The sequence below is a fragment of the Nitrosovibrio tenuis genome, from assembly GCF_900109785.1.
GTDB classification, from domain to species: domain Bacteria; phylum Pseudomonadota; class Gammaproteobacteria; order Burkholderiales; family Nitrosomonadaceae; genus Nitrosospira; species Nitrosospira tenuis_A.
Genome location: NZ_FOBH01000010.1, coordinates 79488 through 94264 on the forward strand (window position 1 = coordinate 79488; position 14777 = coordinate 94264).

General features: G+C 52.2%; 13 protein-coding genes and 2 pseudogenes. 1 reads left to right on the forward strand and 14 read right to left on the reverse strand.

All coding sequences use genetic code 11. The features are described from left to right. Positions 1-45 precede the first annotated feature (45 nt). From lipA to BMX00_RS11630, 11 genes and pseudogenes are all read right to left on the reverse strand, one after another. Positions 46-1005 carry a lipoyl synthase gene (lipA, locus tag BMX00_RS11580; RefSeq protein WP_090829179.1) on the reverse strand — a complete coding sequence of 320 codons (960 nt, stop codon included), beginning with the start codon at positions 1003-1005 and terminating at the stop codon, positions 46-48. 115 nt (positions 1006-1120) lie between these two features. Beyond that, positions 1121-1741 (reverse strand): annotated as a pseudogene (lipB, locus tag BMX00_RS11585) (lipoyl(octanoyl) transferase LipB); the annotation flags it as partial. A 13-nt stretch (positions 1742-1754) separates the two neighbouring features. Next, positions 1755-2069 (reverse strand): YbeD family protein, encoded by a 315-nt coding sequence (locus BMX00_RS11590; protein WP_090829181.1) that lies wholly within the window; start codon positions 2067-2069, stop codon positions 1755-1757. A 69-nt stretch (positions 2070-2138) separates the two neighbouring features. Next, positions 2139-2999, reverse strand: coding sequence for a D-amino acid aminotransferase (locus BMX00_RS11595; RefSeq protein WP_090829182.1), 861 nt, complete (start codon positions 2997-2999; stop codon positions 2139-2141). Positions 3000-3032: 33 nt separating this feature from the next. Beyond that, positions 3033-4172, reverse strand: coding sequence for a D-alanyl-D-alanine carboxypeptidase family protein (locus BMX00_RS11600; RefSeq protein ID WP_090829183.1), 1140 nt, complete (start codon positions 4170-4172; stop codon positions 3033-3035). 162 nt (positions 4173-4334) lie between these two features. Then, positions 4335-4604 (reverse strand): hypothetical protein, encoded by a 270-nt coding sequence (locus BMX00_RS11605; protein WP_090829184.1) that lies wholly within the window; start codon positions 4602-4604, stop codon positions 4335-4337. A 56-nt stretch (positions 4605-4660) separates the two neighbouring features. Then, the gene (locus tag BMX00_RS11610; RefSeq protein ID WP_090829185.1) at positions 4661-6184 is read right to left on the reverse strand and encodes a helicase HerA-like domain-containing protein; all 1524 of its coding nucleotides are present in this window, start codon (positions 6182-6184) and stop codon (positions 4661-4663) included. Positions 6185-6249: 65 nt separating this feature from the next. Beyond that, entirely contained in the window at positions 6250-7161 is a 912-nt protein-coding gene (locus BMX00_RS11615) for a CobD/CbiB family protein (RefSeq protein WP_090829186.1), read from the reverse strand. Between the two features lie 210 nt (positions 7162-7371). After that, positions 7372-8250, reverse strand: coding sequence for a succinate--CoA ligase subunit alpha (sucD, locus tag BMX00_RS11620; protein WP_090829187.1), 879 nt, complete (start codon positions 8248-8250; stop codon positions 7372-7374). A 2-nt stretch (positions 8251-8252) separates the two neighbouring features. Continuing rightward, positions 8253-9422 (reverse strand): ADP-forming succinate--CoA ligase subunit beta, encoded by a 1170-nt coding sequence (gene sucC / locus BMX00_RS11625; RefSeq protein WP_090829197.1) that lies wholly within the window; start codon positions 9420-9422, stop codon positions 8253-8255. Between the two features lie 145 nt (positions 9423-9567). Further along, complete coding sequence (locus BMX00_RS11630; protein ID WP_245728029.1) at positions 9568-10338, reverse strand: PP2C family protein-serine/threonine phosphatase; 771 nt, start codon at positions 10336-10338, stop codon at positions 9568-9570. A gap of 386 nt (positions 10339-10724) precedes the next feature. On the opposite strand from BMX00_RS11630, the pseudogene BMX00_RS11635 reads away from it, so the two are divergent. Beyond that, positions 10725-11340: pseudogene (locus BMX00_RS11635) on the forward strand (histidine phosphatase family protein). A gap of 63 nt (positions 11341-11403) precedes the next feature. On the opposite strand, the gene BMX00_RS11640 reads toward BMX00_RS11635, so the two are convergent. The 3 genes from BMX00_RS11640 to BMX00_RS14600 all read right to left on the reverse strand — a co-directional run bounded on the left by BMX00_RS11640 (position 11404) and on the right by BMX00_RS14600 (position 13520). Then, on the reverse strand, positions 11404-11679 hold the full coding sequence (locus BMX00_RS11640) for a hypothetical protein (protein WP_090829188.1): 276 nt from the start codon (positions 11677-11679) through the stop codon (positions 11404-11406). Between the two features lie 445 nt (positions 11680-12124). Then, entirely contained in the window at positions 12125-12385 is a 261-nt protein-coding gene (locus BMX00_RS11650) for a hypothetical protein (RefSeq protein WP_143053098.1), read from the reverse strand. Positions 12386-13172: 787 nt separating this feature from the next. Beyond that, complete coding sequence (locus tag BMX00_RS14600; protein WP_177171852.1) at positions 13173-13520, reverse strand: hypothetical protein; 348 nt, start codon at positions 13518-13520, stop codon at positions 13173-13175. Between the last annotated feature and the right edge of the window lie 1257 nt (positions 13521-14777).

Here is a 14777-nt window from a genome sequence, read left to right on the forward strand (position 1 = left end):
GCCAAAAAGTCTGTTTATCTTTATCGAAGGATTTTAACTGAGCCGCTACGTTACACCTGCTTCGTGCGCCTGCTGGTCGGCATGATAGCTGGAGCGCACCATTGGACCGCATGCGGCGTTGCTGAAACCCATCTCAATTGCGGCGCGCTCGAATTCCTTGAACCCTTCCGGCGGAACGTAGCGCATCACAGGCAAATGCCCGGTACTGGGCTGAAGGTATTGCCCGATCGTAAGCATCTCGACATCGTGTTTGCGCAAATCGCGCATCACTTCAAGGATCTCCTCATCGGTTTCCCCCAGACCCAGCATCAAGCCGGATTTAGTGGGGATCTCCGGAAAGCGGGCTTTAAAGTCTTTCAGCAATTTGAGCGAGTGAGCATAATCCGCGCCGGGCCGGCACTGCCGGTACAGACGCGGGACAGTTTCCAGATTATGGTTCAACACGTCGGGAGGACAGGCGCACAACTTTTCCAGCGCGACTTCCAGCCTTCCCCGGAAATCCGGCACGAGAATTTCGACTTTCGTCCGCGGAGAATAAGCCCGGACCTGGCGGATACATTCCACAAAATGCTGAGCGCCTCCGTCACGTAAATCATCGCGGTCAACGCTGGTAATGACGACATACTTCAGCCTCATCGCGGCGATGGATTGGGCCAGGTGCAAGGGTTCATCGGCATCCGGCGGCTTGGGCTTGCCGTGGGCCACATCGCAGAATGGGCAACGACGTGTGCAGAGGTCACCCAGAATCATGAAAGTGGCTGTGCCCTTGCCGAAGCATTCGCCAATGTTGGGGCAGGACGCCTCCTCACATACGGTATGCAGCTTCTGCTCCCGTAGAATCCGCTTGACCTCGTAAAACTCCTGGCTGTTGGATGAGCGCACGCGAATCCATGAGGGTTTGCGCAGCAGCTCACCAGGAGCTTGGGGCACGATTTTAACCGGGTTGCGCGCGGTCTTGGCAGCGCCCTTCTGGCGGGTTTCGGCTTGCGGAATTTCGTTGGTCATGACAAGGCGGAGATGTTATTCATCGGGAAAGGTAAACGGCTCGGAACGGCTCAATATGGGTCTCAGCAAGCGATTTGGAAAGCGGCGGCTCAGAGACAGGCTCGGAAGTGCTCACAAGTCTCGCCTGTATTTTTTCGGAGAGCTTGATGCTTAACGTTTCCAGCCCGTCGGTGATCCCAAGGTCTCTGGTTTGGGTTATTCGCAATCCTGGATACCCACACGGGTTTATCGCGGTGAATGGTATCAGGTCCATATCCACGTTGAGAGCCAGGCCGTGGTAACAACAGCCGTTTCTTATTTTCAGCCCCAACGCGGCAATTTTTGCGCCATCCACATACACGCCGGGAGCATCCGTGCGGCCTTCCCCGTCAATATGGTAATCCCGAAGCAAGTCTACCACGGCACCTTCCATTTTTCTGACCAGTTCGCGAACGCCAAGTTTAAGACGGCGCATGTCGAGCAGCAAATAGGCGATGATTTGACCGGGGCCGTGGTATGTGATCTGACCGCCTCGGTCCGTTCGAATCACAGGAATCCCAGCGTTATAGAGCAAATGTTCCGGTTTGCAGGCAACACCCTGCGTATAAACTGGCGGGTGCTCCAAAAACCATATTTCATCAGGAACACTCCGCGTACGAGATGCCGTGAAATCCTTCATGGCCTGCCACGTCGAAAAATAATCCGCAAGGCCCTTATATCTGATTTGAATGTTTGTACGATCGGTGTTTGAGTTCAATGTACGGAATATTTTAAAGCACCATCGTTACCATTGGATGATCGCACAGTTCCTGGTATAGCGCGTCGAGTTGCGCGCGTGAAGTAGCACGAATCGTACAGGTGAGGCTCAAATAGGTATTTTTTTTACTTATCCTGGCCTCCAGTCTGGCCTCGTTAAAGTCAGGCGCATGGCGCTTTACAATCGCTAATATTGCCTGGGTGAATTCTTGCCGGCCATGTTCCAGTGATGCCGCGCTGGGCGATTCCTGCGAAGTGACACGTCCGATAATCTTGATGGGAAAATCGCACGGATACTCAATGAGCGGGGGCTGATCGGATGAGTTCATAGATTGGGTCGAGGCCTGTCAAGCTCCTGGCATGTTGCTTTGGAACCTCTGAATAAGTCCGAGGTTCCTTCAATCTTTCGAAGCCGCACCTCGCATAACGGTCAGTTTATAATCCTGGTAGAGTCGATATAGCTGCTCGAACATTGCTCCGGGTTTGCCGTCACCCACGGGCTTGCCATCAAGCCGGGTGATGGGCATGATTTCTTTGGTTGAAGAGGTAAGCAGTATTTCCTGGGCGGTGCGCACTTCATACTCGGAAATCTCTCTTACTTCATACGGTATTTGATAAGCGTCGGCCAACTCAAGCACGACATCGTAAGTAATGCCGGGCAGCATCAGATGATTTTTCGGCGGCGCCAGCAGAATGTCGTTCCGTACCACAAAAATGTTGCTCGCCGCTCCTTCCGTCATAAAACCTTCCCGTAACAGCACTGTCTCCATCGCACCCGCATCGATCGCCATTTGACGCAGCAATACGTTGGGTAGAAGCGAAATGGCCTTGATGTCGCAGCGTAGCCATCGGTTGTCATTGGCGGTAATGGCAGCCGCCCCAGTGGCAAGCAGTTCACGCGGAGGCGTTAACAGCGGATTGCTCATGATGAATACCGTGGGCGCGACTCCTTTTGGAAAAGCGTGATCCCGCTTGGCAACACCACGGGTAACGTGAAGGTAAAGCGATTGATCATCATTTTCATTTTCCGCGACGACTTGTTCCAGCAAGCTCCTCCATTCGTCATCAGAATGCGGATTTTGCAGTCGAATGCCATCCAGGCTGTGCTGCAAGCGCTGCAAATGTTCGATCAGCCGAAAAGGCTTGCGCGAATATACAGGGATGACCTCATATACGCCATCGCCAAAAATGAAGCCTCTGTCCAGCACGGGAATGCGTGCTTCTTCAATAGGCATGAAATTACCGTTGAGATAAATCATGATGACCCTTGCAAAAATCCGTGCGAACTGGTTTTAATTGAATAACAACCGCATACTATCCCAGGCGCGGCCGAAAAAGTTCGCTGTATGCACAGTCTCCAGCGCGACCAGTGGATGCTCAGCCATTGGCTTGCCATTGAGCGTAAACTTTACCGTGCCCACTTTCTGTCCCGCACTGATGGGCGCGATCAAGGGTTGCTTATATTCCATTTTGGCTTTCAGTTTATCCGCCTGATGTTTGGGAAGGGAAAAGTAAACATCAGAGCCAAATCCTGTCTTGAGCTTGTCCTGCGTGCCCTTCCATAGTTGAATGACGGTTACTTCGCGCTCCTTTGGGTATAAACGAACGGTATCGTAGAACTGAAAGCCGTAATTCAACAACCGCTGACTTTCCATCGCCCGCGCATTATCCGAGGCGGTGCCCATCACAACGGCAATCAACCTCCGTTCACCACGCCTGGCGGAAGATATTAGGCAGTATCCGGCGGCTTCGGTATACCCGGTCTTGACTCCGTCTATGTTGGGATCGAGCCATAGCAGACGGTTGCGGTTGACTTGGGTAATCTTGTTATAGGCATATTCGCGTAGCGAATAGAGCGGATAGTACTCGGGAAAGTCCCGTATTATGGCCGCTGCAAGCAGGCCGAGATCATGGGCGGTACTATAATGCTCGGGATGGGGAAGCCCGGTGGAATTGGCAAACCGGGTATTCCTCATGCCCAAACGTCCCGCCTCCTTGTTCATCATCTGCACGAAAGCACCCTCCGAGCCTGCGACAGCTTCCGCCAGCGCTACGGATGCGTCATTACCGGACTGGACGATCATTCCGCGCACTAGTTCATCAACCGTCACCGGTCTGCTAGGTTCGATAAACATGCGTGAACCCTGCACGCGCCAGGCATGCTCCGACACGGGCACAGCTTGGGTCAAGGCGATGCGTTTCTGATAAAGAGCACCGAAAACGACGTACGCCGTCATCAGCTTTGTAAGTGATGCCGGTTCAGCACGCTCGTGAACATTTTGACTTGCCAGCGTCTGTCCAGTTTGAAAATCGATGAGAACGTACGATTTGGCAGCCACGGACAAGTCTTGCGGCGCGGCGTGAATTTGGGGTTGCTGGGCCGTTGCGGATAATGCGAACAGAGACAGCAACAGAGGAAATAAACGTTTCATAGACAACTTTAAAAACGCCATTATACTCCAGCCGAATGGGAGGCGTTATCTATCAGGCCGACCGGCACACAGCTTATCCCAGCCTTATTCTGCCCAGCCTTATTCTGCCTTACTCGCTCCTTCTCTACTTTTCCTGCCTAGCGTTCTAGCGTTGGCAAGGGGCTAGCGGCGACACAGACTGAATCCATCATTCCAACCCAGGCGATATTGCGTATCACTGGCAAACCGGCGTTTGTCCTTGAGTGCAAAGGAGGTTTTCTTTGCGGTCTCGCAACCGTCAATATAGCCATCCTTGAAGGCGGGGGGATAACCGGTAAGATTATAGACGGGCCGTGCGCTTGGCCGCGGCGGTCCACCGGAACGCTGAGCCTGTTCCGTGGCCGCGCAACCTGCTAACGCCGTTATCAGAAAAAACGCCGCGATTGAGCGCATCGCAAGCCTCTCGCATATAGAACCAATCCGTAGCCGTTACTCCAGACCAAGACAGGTCAACGTCTGCGGCCACCACCGAAAATACCGCCCAAAACACCCCGGAAGATCTCGCGGCCAACTTGCGAGCCAATCGAGCGAGCCGCGCTTTTCGCGACCGAATCAAGGATGCCTGGCTGATGGCCGCCCCGCGGCCCGGTTCTTCCAAGTAGCATACCGCCAAGCATGCCTATCATATCGTCTGCGGATTCTGTCCGCGCTGGGCTTCCTGCCTTCGACACGGCCTCCCTGCCAGTGTCCTGCCTGATCGCGGTACGGCTTTTGATGATTTCATACGCGGATTCACGGTCAATCGTCTGCTCGTAATGACCGTAAATAACCGACGATTTGATATTGGCCGCGCGTTCGGCATCGGAAACAGGACCTATTCTGGACGCCGGCGGAAAAATGAAGACGCGCTCAACCATTGCAGGACGGCCCTTCTCGTCCAACAGGGAGACGAGGGCTTCTCCAACGGACAGCTCAGTAATGGCTTCCGCTGTGTTCAAATCGGGGTTGGCGCGCATGGTTTGGGCTGCAGACTTGACTGCTTTCTGGTCACGCGGCGTAAAAGCGCGTAGCGCATGTTGCACACGATTGCCAAGCTGACCCAAAATAGTCTCAGGGACGTCCAGTGGGTTCTGTGTAACGAAATAGACCCCCACGCCTTTGGAACGTATCAATCGCACCACCTGCTCGATTTTCTCCAGCAACGGCTTCGGCGCCTCGTTAAATAGCAGATGAGCTTCGTCAAAGAAAAATACCAGCTTCGGTTTCTCCGGATCGCCGATTTCGGGCAGGTGCTCGAACAGCTCCGAAAGTATCCATAATAGAAACGTGGAATACAGTTTTGGCGAGTTCATCAGCTTGTCGGCCGCCAGAATATTAATCATGCCACGGCCTCTGCTATCACTCTGAAGCATGTCATGGATATCGAGCATCGGCTCGCCGAAAAAGCTGATTCCCCCCTGTTGCTCGATCTCCAGCAAGGCACGCTGGATTGCACCGATCGAGGCGGCAGAAACATTGCCATACTGGACAGTGAAATTCCTTGCGTCATCGCCAACAAATTGCAACATTGCCCGTAGATCTTTCAGATCAAGGAGCAGCAAGCCGTTATCGTCGGCAATCTTGAAAACCAGGGTCAGCACGCCTTGTTGCGTATCGTTCAGATTGAGCAATCGTCCCAACAGCAGAGGCCCCATGTCCGATATCGTGGCCCGCACCGGGTGGCCGGATTTTCCATAAATATCCCAGAACGTAACCGGGCAGGCTTCCCATTTGGGCTCTTCGAGTTTGAACTGAGCGAGCCGTTCCCTTATTTTTGCAGAACTCGTGCCCGGGGCAGCCAAGCCCGAGAGGTCCCCTTTGATGTCCGCCATGAACACGGGCACACCAATCGACGAGAATCGCTCAGCCAATACCTGTAGCGTAACGGTTTTGCCGGTGCCGGTTGCGCCGGTAATGAGCCCATGCCGGTTGGCAAAGGCCGGCAGTAAACCGATTGAACGGTCGGAGCGCGCAATGAGCAAAGGTTCTGGCATCATAATCTCAAGCCGCCTGGACGATCGCACGCATCAGCTTGAGAAAATCACGCGTTCTTTTTTTTTCATCCGGTCCAGCTCGCAATTTCCAGCAATAAAATCAGCATAAGCCACAACACCAGGGTCCGCCAGACCAGGCCAACCGCGCTTTGCAGAAAATCCATGTCGGCTTGTTCGCCCACACCTAATTCCGGACGATAGTACTCACCGCCGGGCTCCCGCAATGAATCGCCCAGGCAGACCCCCAGTGCACCGGCGCCACTGGCGAGAATGATCCCCTGGTTATGGTTCATCCATGACGCGGCCTGCGCACGCCAGCAATAAACCGCATCCTCAAAATTGCCTGTAATGGCGAAACTCATGGCGGTCATCCGTGCTGGAAGCCAGTCTATGATGTCAAACGCCTTGACGGCAAAGTCGCCGAAAGCATCGGGGCGCCCACGCCAGCGTTCATTCAATAACTCCGCCAAGCGATACAGTACCGGGCCGAGCGACCCCGGCAGCAACGCGAAGGAGATAATAATCCCGAACACATAGCGATGCGAATGTATCAGTCCCATTTCGATTGCAATCCGCGCTATTTCCTGGCTGCCTAGTTCATCAGCCTGAACCCCGTGCAATGCCCTCAACCGCTTGCGCGCGAGAGGCAAGTCCCCATTCTTGAGAGCTTCTCCTATTTCAGTGAAGGAATGGCTAAATTGGCGAAAACCCATGGTGAGGTAAAGTATTATGACATTCCAGACCCATGCCAGCAGAGGACTGAGACTGTACAATAAATAGTATACCCAGCCCGTGACTATCAATACCGGGACGACCGCGGCAATCCAGGCGGCGATGCCATGACGGCGCTCACCCGTGTTGAAGTAGCGCTCGAGCGAATCGGCATAGGAAAGGAACAGCATTATGACCGGATTGCGGTCGCTACTGGGATGCCAGCGCTCAAGCAGAAGAGCAGAAATTAGCGAGAAAAAAGTCATTGCCTAAAAGCCCAGGTGAGCCACGGTCCTATTTATCCCATGAGAAAATACCGTGAATTTGATCATTCCGGGAGAATACCCAGAATCCAGCCCAACCATTACGAATAGCATGCACACGCCACGGCACATTCCACCCAATACCGGCTTCCGCAGGTATGACGTCTGTACTTTTTGCGTATGGGAGCATTTGCCCTCCCGTTTATTTGAACGTTATCGCAACACCGATTTGAGCAATTTACCCATCTCTGCCGGGTTTCGAGTTACTTTTATCCCGCACTCTTCCATCACCGCAAGCTTCTCCTGCGCCGTTCCTTTTCCACCTGAGATCACGGCGCCGGCATGCCCCATGCGCTTTCCCTGCGGAGCGGTCACCCCCGCGATAAAGCCCACCAGCGGCTTTTTTATGTTATCCCTGGCCCAACGTGCGCAATCTTCCTCATCGGAGCCGCCAATTTCACCCACCATCAAAACCGCATCGGTTTCATCGTCATCATTGAATAATTTCATCACATCGAGATGTCTCAAACCATTTACCGGATCCCCGCCGATGCCGATACAGGTGGATTGCCCCAGTCCCTGCTCCATCAATTGCGCCACCGCTTCATACGTCAGCGTGCCCGAGCGCGATACGACGCCGATGCGCCCTTTCTTGTGGATGTAGCCGGGCATGATTCCAATCTTGATTTCGTCGGGCGTTATGATGCCAGGACAGTTGGGACCGATTAACCGGGTTTTGCGCCCACGCATCCTGTAGCTGGTGCGTATCATGTCTCGAACCGGAATGCCCTCGGTAATGCAGATCACCAGATCCAGTTCCGCATCCACAGCCTCGTCGATTGCTGCTGCGGCAAATGGCGGCGGCACGTAAATAATGGAAACGGTTGCGCCGGTCGCCTCCTTCGCCTCCTTGACCGTAGCAAAAACCGGAATACCTTCAAAATCTTCGCCCGCTCGCTTCGGATTCACTCCGGCGACAAAGCAATCCTTTCCATTGGCATAATCCCGACACATGCGCGTGTGAAACTGCCCGGTCTTTCCGGTGATGCCCTGAGTCATGATCCGGGTGTTCCGGTTAACCAGAATGGACATGCCTATGCGCTGCCCCTGGCTGCGGTAACGGCCTTCTCCGCGGCGTCAGCCATGTTTGCCGCCGGGATAATCGGCAACCCGGACTCGGCCAGGATGTTCTTGCCCAGATCCACATTCGTGCCCTCCAGGCGCACCACCAGCGGCACATTCAGCTTTACCTCCCGGGCCGCTGCCACTATGCCTTCCGCGATCACGTCGCATTTCATGATGCCGCCAAATATGTTGACCAATATCGCTTGCAGTTGGGGATTGCGCAGCATCAGTTTGAAGGCTTCCGCCACTTTGTCGGCCGTGGCTCCGCCGCCGACATCGAGAAAATTGGCAGGATTTCCTCCGTAGAGTTTTATGATGTCCATGGTCGCCATCGCGAGACCTGCACCATTCACAAGACAACCGATATTGCCGTCCAGCGAGATATAAGATAGGCCGTGTTCGGCCGCTTCAATCTCAGCCGGATCCTCTTCGTCCAGATCACGCAGGGCGGCAATGTCGGGATGACGGAATAGGGCGTTATCGTCAAAATTCATTTTCGCATCAAGCGCGAGGACATGATTTTTCGCATCGAGTACGAGCGGATTGATTTCCACCAACGAGGCGTCGATGCTATCAAAAGCCCGGTACAAAGCCTGCAGGAGTTTGGCAGCATCTCCTACAACTGGTTCCATGATGCCTATCCTGCGGGCAATGTCATCTGCGTCTTGCCCGGTCAGCCCGGCGACCGGATCGATAAATACTTTGTGTATCCTTTCCGGCGTCCTGGCGGCAACCTCCTCGATATCCATCCCGCCTTCCGAACTTGCCAACAGGCAGACACTTCGGCTGGTACGATCAACGGTCACGCCAATATAAAACTCTTTCCTGATATCAGCGCCCTGCTCGATCAGCAATCGCCGCACAACTTGACCCCGCGGCCCGGTCTGATGCGTAACAAGCGTCATACCCAGCATTTTCTCAGCCAATTGTTTCACTTCCTCAAGCGACTTCGCCACCTTTACACCGCCGCCCTTGCCGCGCCCCCCGGCATGAATCTGCGCTTTAACCACCCAGACGTCGCCGCCGAGCTTTTTCGCGGCTTCCACGGCTTCGTTAACGCTGAAACAGGCTATTCCCCTGGGGGTGGCAACGCCAAATCCGCGCAAGATTTCTTTAGCCTGGTATTCGTGGATTTTCATAATCGAGGCAGCAATGCTGACAATGAAGTATATCGTAAACACTTTGCCGGCATCAGGTGCAGAAAGGCAGGCGCACTTTTAACCCGCTGTTCAAAGATTCACCTGCACATCTGAATAGCGGCTTCGTGTCTAGGCTTGGTTCGGCTCACTCCGTTATCTCTACCTCGCAAAGAACCACGGTGACGTTATCTTTTCCACCAGCAGCCAAAGCTGCTCCGATCAGGCTTGCAGCCTTGTCATCCAGCGAAGTTGGAGAAATGAGTATGTCGCGAATTTCGCAATCGTCCACCATGTCCGTTAGCCCATCCGAACAAAGAAGGAAGACATCGTGGTTAAGTACTTTACCCTTCAAAATATCAGGGTATGCCAACGGATCATTACCCACTACCCGGAGTATGAGGTTTTTTCTCGGGTGGTGTCTGGCATCCTCCGGTGTCAACATCCCCTCATCCACGAGCTGCTGAACCCATGAGTGATCCTTTGTTAGTTGGCGCAAACGTCCATTCCTCAGCAGGTAAACTCTGCTGTCTCCAATATGACCGATAGCATAATTACTGTCGGAAAACGACAGAAGGTCTCCGGTGCAACCCATCCCCTCATCCTGGGGATGCTTTGCGGTATGCTCAATTATTCGCTTAATAGAGCACTGGAATACTTTTTCGATCAGCGCACACCTTGCTTCTTCGGAAACTGGAGCTTTATCGCCAAAAATAGCCTGGGCCGTTGCTATAAAATATCCGCTCGCGAGTTCCCCGGCCGCCGCGCCGCCCATCCCATCGGAAACGGCAAAAACGCCGGCTTCAGGCATGGCCAGATAAGTATCTTCATTGTTGGTGCGCACAAGACCTACGTGAGTCGTCCCGATCGAGCGTATTCTAACCACGAGCCCCAGGCCGCCAATAAGCAAAAGTCGCAATCAAAACCTTCCTCATGCGATCTAAATTGAAAAAATTCAAACTCTCACTCTCGCTTTGCTGCCTGGACAATTCAGAACTTGGGGTCAATATAATTGGCCTTATCATTCGGACGGTACTCAAACGTTCGGACGACACCGAAAACGGGTTCAATTTCTAACCCCATCCTGAGTGCATAGTAGAATTCGGTTGGCCATCGCAGACTTCCTGGTCGTCTACATTTAACCCGATCTAACGGAAATCATTCGCAGGAATTGACTTACTTTCTTCTAAAGAATTCTAAAGAATCTACGACTCCCATTGACTGGTGCCAACGCCAACCATGGCACTCTACCGCTCATTCCGTGTTTCGGTATAGGAGCCCAAGTGTATGGCTACACTGATATTGATGCGTCATGGCCACGTTGAAGGGATTTATCCTGAGCGCTTTCGCGGACGCGCCGAGCTTCCGCTCAGCGCACTCGGCGTGCGTCAGGCGCAGGCGCTTGCTGACCGGCTGTCCGTCCGTTATGCACCGGTTGCGCTATACACCAGCCCCATGGGGCGATGTAGCAACCGCTATCCCCATCTCCCGCGGCATGAATATTCCATCTCAGCCGCTAATGGACCTGCAAGATCTCGACTATGACGAGTGGCAGGGCTTCACCTACGAGGTAGCAAAACAACGGTGGCCGGTCCTCTATGAGACTTGGAAGGAGAGGCCTCATCTGATGCGTTTCCCTGGAGGGGAGTCATTGCAGGACCTCGTCGCACGCACCGCTGACGTAGTGCGAGAAGTGTTGGCGCGACATCCCGATGACTCCGATCAACTGCTACTGGTGGCGCACGATAGCGTAAACCGTGCAATGTTGCTTCAGCTGTTGGATCAGCCGCTTTCCGCCTATTGGCGACTTGCACAGAGCCCTTGCGGAATCAATGAAATCGTTATCGACAAGCAAAAAAGAATAAGCATTCGCTGCATAAATGACACAGCTCATCTCGAGGGCCTAGCCGCACAGCAATAAAGGATCAGGCACGATTATTTAAGATAATCGTGCCTGGCCCTGTTATCACCCTATATCACCCTATTACTGCTTATACGGTTTCTTGTTCATTACTTCCTGATCTCTGTATTCGTCTTTCACTCCCTTCGGCAAATCCTTGGGCACTTTCATGGCCTCAGAGGTTGAGCTTGGCCCCTTCGTGGAACTGTCCCGGTCTCCCTTGGTCGTGGTTTGAGAAGAAGAGCCGGAGCTGCCCATTGTTTCCTTGTTCTTGTCCGAACTATCGGATGCAGCGGCAGCGCCGAAGCTGCAAACAGCCGTGAAGGCGGCCAGAATAACAGTCGATATGAATTTATTCATTTCAAGCTCCTATGGATGTTGCGGTGGGTAGATAAAATATGTATTTCAGTGACTCAAACAATACCTATACCCTTCGAGATGGTCGGTGCGCTAACGCACCGTAGGTTGGATTCCTGCCGGAAAATCAAATTGAGCCGTTAGAGCTGTGATGGGATCAATCAAATAAACCTTTAGCGCTAAGGAAGCCAAAGACAAAGCTTGCGCTGTTGCCCGCGTAGAGGTGACCTTGCATGGCCTTCGCCGTAGCTTTGGCAGTCTGTGCGAATGGATAGAGATGCCCGCCGGAATCGCTACCCAGATATAGGGACCGGCACCGCAAAGAGCGCGTGAGCAAAACTATATCCGCCGCTCGCTCGATCTGTTGCGCAAAGGGGGATATTAAGATCGAAGCCTCGAAATTGGAAAAGCCGGAATTGAGTTTATGCCAGTACAAACGGGTTTAAAGTCATTTTCTTTTGACCAGCTCGAATCCCTTGTTTTTCATGCAAGCCAATACATATTCGTCAACATAACTCAACCAGACGGCAGTCCCCGTGTCCGCGTAATTATCCTTATCGGCCTTATTCCTTGCCACAACTCGACATTCCTTTAGTTCCGCCATGTAATCTACTCTTTCTCCTCCACGGGTATATTTTCCGTAGTAAGAAGAAGGCGTCGTCGAACATCCGGCCAATCCAACCAGAAACAGCGCCACAATCATTCTCAATTTTTGCCCCTCCCTACTGAATAGCAGACTTCATTGTATGCTAATGACGGATTAATAACCCGGAGCCAAGCTTACACAGTTAGCCCCCAGCGTAGCTTTAGCGGATGAAAAGCCGGCGCCTTCACCGGCCTGAGGGGAGTCCTTAAAGGCGTATTTGGTGAAGAGCGCGCGAATTATGCCTATGTATAACCATCAAGCCGCTGCGATAATTAGCAAGAAATTGACTTCTCTTTTGAAGTAACGCCGCCAATGTTATGCATGGGGACGAATTTTTAACGGGTTTGTTGTTGTGATTCGGATTGCCTCGAAAGACAAAGCTTTGAATTACTCCAAGGGTTAAATCACTGACCCTAGCGGACATTATTTTGAAGTGCCACCTGATTTATTGTTTGAGTTTGAGTTTGAGATGGGGCGAGATACAGGGCAATAGCAACATGGATATATAATCCCGAGAGAATCTAAATAATTAAATGCCGGGTTAAGGTCTTAGATTCAAAACCAACATCTATGGGGCACTCATTCTGGAGTATCGTAAATGAGGTAATTCGGCGATTCTCCGGCCCCCTCACTCCTTCCCTCCCCATAGCTTAGTAAAGTCCGGGGTGTAGTTTTACGTTATATTTGTTGCTCTATCAAGAACGCTTGTCTTCGCACCTGCTCAGTCAGCCGCAATATCTCTTCAGCTTTAACCTTAAGCTCCAAGCACTTCCCGCAGCGGGCAACTCGCGCCCTATGCTTCGATGGCGGCGAGGTTGGCGTTAAGATTGTTGAGGTTATTCACGTCTTTTTATTGTTTTGTTACCTGTTTGACATGTACAGCCGATCTAATGTTCTCGAGTACGGAAGCGTCAGGCATAATGGCACGCACAGGACGCACTACTTCCTCAAACCGTTCGGCATAGGGCTTGTTCGCCCATTTGGAGCTGGTTCTCAAAATTTCGTCCTGCCTCAATGCTTCATTCCATGCCGCAGTATCATTTGCCTCCCAGTGTACAAGATAGGGATTGCTGATTTTGGCTTTATAAACTTCCTCGGCGGTAGCTGCATCAGCTTCAGCTTTTTTCACGGCTGATACTTTTTTGCCAGGTTTTTCGCAAACAGCATGAAATACGCCTTCTCCTACAGAACCTGGCATGATTGCAAACTTGCCTTCGTTTTCACCTTTCAGGGTGGTGCGATCAGCAACCTTTCCTAGGCCATCTCAATTGGCGATTACGATCTCCACGTTATTTGGAAAGAGCTCGTTGCCCCTTCCTCGCCTTGATCAATTCCTCCTTCAGACCTAGCCTAGGTTCTTCGGTACCACTTCCTGCCGATGGGATGAGGAAAATCCTGCCATAAGCGACTCTCCGCTTGAATCGCCAACTGCCTGGACGTCGTATTTATCTCCTCTTGCTGGATTACAAATGACACTGAAGTTTGTGCCTATTCGACCCATAGCATCTGCTTGAGCCACTACCTGTACAGTCCACGGATTAGGATTACTACCGCCAAGCCGAAACCTTACCCTAACTATCTCACCTAGTTTGAACCCTGAGCCCCCGATTACCAGACTGCGAGTATTCTGACTGGCTGTAGGACGGCCTTCTACGGAGATAATCGGTCTGGTTTGGGGGGGCAGGAGTCCCGACACCGGATGAAGTTGAGCCCCAAAGCGTTGCTCAAGCTGTTCAATTCGTTGTAGCAATATCGATATACTTACACCCTGAACAGTCAAGCTCCCAGTTATCTCCACGTTTCCTTCAAATAGCCCTGCAAGGCGGCCTCCTTTACCATTAACGCCTATACCTTAAGGGCTATCACCGACAATCCCAATCCATTTTTTACTTTTGCCGACTACCCCGGGGTAAGCGTCTGCTTCACTTTCTCCCCAAACACCGATGAATTCTTTGCTGTGGCCTCCCACACCTACATGGTTACTACTAGATCCATATACACCACCCCCGCTATCGCTAGTCCCTTCTACGTCGCGCCCACCCCCAGAGTGCTGACCGCTAATTGCAGGAATACCTTTATTTGTTGATTTCTCCGAAAATCGCCATAAATTTTTCTCCTTAATTATAAAAAACGATGGGCATTGAATGTTTGTACAGACAAATATTGCCGCGCCCTTCGTCCGTGGACTTAGCTATACTTCACGATTTCTCTTAAATTCAGTTCGCTTGATCGAAACATTAACTTAGCTGGTGCACGGATTTTACAAAATGATCTTCTTCATTCTTTTTAGCACAAATGTAATCTTTGTCTAAAAAGATTACATCGTGTGACTCTACCCCGATAAACAGCATCCCTAGCACTGACGTCCCCCCAATTCTGCTGGGATTCAAAACTAGAATCTGGCCGCTTCTGGCAGTCTGACCTGCTTGGTTTTAACGTATTCGCTTGGGGTCAG

What these genes read in the sequence shown, in the direction of transcription:
- sucD (WP_090829187.1), bottom strand. Translation starts at nt 8,250, where the DNA reads ATGTCCATTCTGGTTAACCGGAACACCCGGATCATGACTCAGGGCATC.
- sucC (WP_090829197.1), bottom strand. Translation starts at nt 9,422, where the DNA reads ATGAAAATCCACGAATACCAGGCTAAAGAAATCTTGCGCGGATTTGGC.
- BMX00_RS11605 (WP_090829184.1), bottom strand. Translation starts at nt 4,604, where the DNA reads ATGCGCTCAATCGCGGCGTTTTTTCTGATAACGGCGTTAGCAGGTTGC.
- BMX00_RS11600 (WP_090829183.1), bottom strand. Translation starts at nt 4,172, where the DNA reads ATGAAACGTTTATTTCCTCTGTTGCTGTCTCTGTTCGCATTATCCGCA.
- BMX00_RS11615 (WP_090829186.1), bottom strand. Translation starts at nt 7,161, where the DNA reads ATGACTTTTTTCTCGCTAATTTCTGCTCTTCTGCTTGAGCGCTGGCAT.
- BMX00_RS11595 (WP_090829182.1), bottom strand. Translation starts at nt 2,999, where the DNA reads ATGATTTATCTCAACGGTAATTTCATGCCTATTGAAGAAGCACGCATT.
- BMX00_RS11590 (WP_090829181.1), bottom strand. Translation starts at nt 2,069, where the DNA reads ATGAACTCATCCGATCAGCCCCCGCTCATTGAGTATCCGTGCGATTTT.
- lipA (WP_090829179.1), bottom strand. Translation starts at nt 1,005, where the DNA reads ATGACCAACGAAATTCCGCAAGCCGAAACCCGCCAGAAGGGCGCTGCC.
- BMX00_RS14600 (WP_177171852.1), bottom strand. Translation starts at nt 13,520, where the DNA reads ATGCCAGGTTCTGTAGGAGAAGGCGTATTTCATGCTGTTTGCGAAAAA.
- BMX00_RS11640 (WP_090829188.1), bottom strand. Translation starts at nt 11,679, where the DNA reads ATGAATAAATTCATATCGACTGTTATTCTGGCCGCCTTCACGGCTGTT.
- BMX00_RS11610 (WP_090829185.1), bottom strand. Translation starts at nt 6,184, where the DNA reads ATGCCAGAACCTTTGCTCATTGCGCGCTCCGACCGTTCAATCGGTTTA.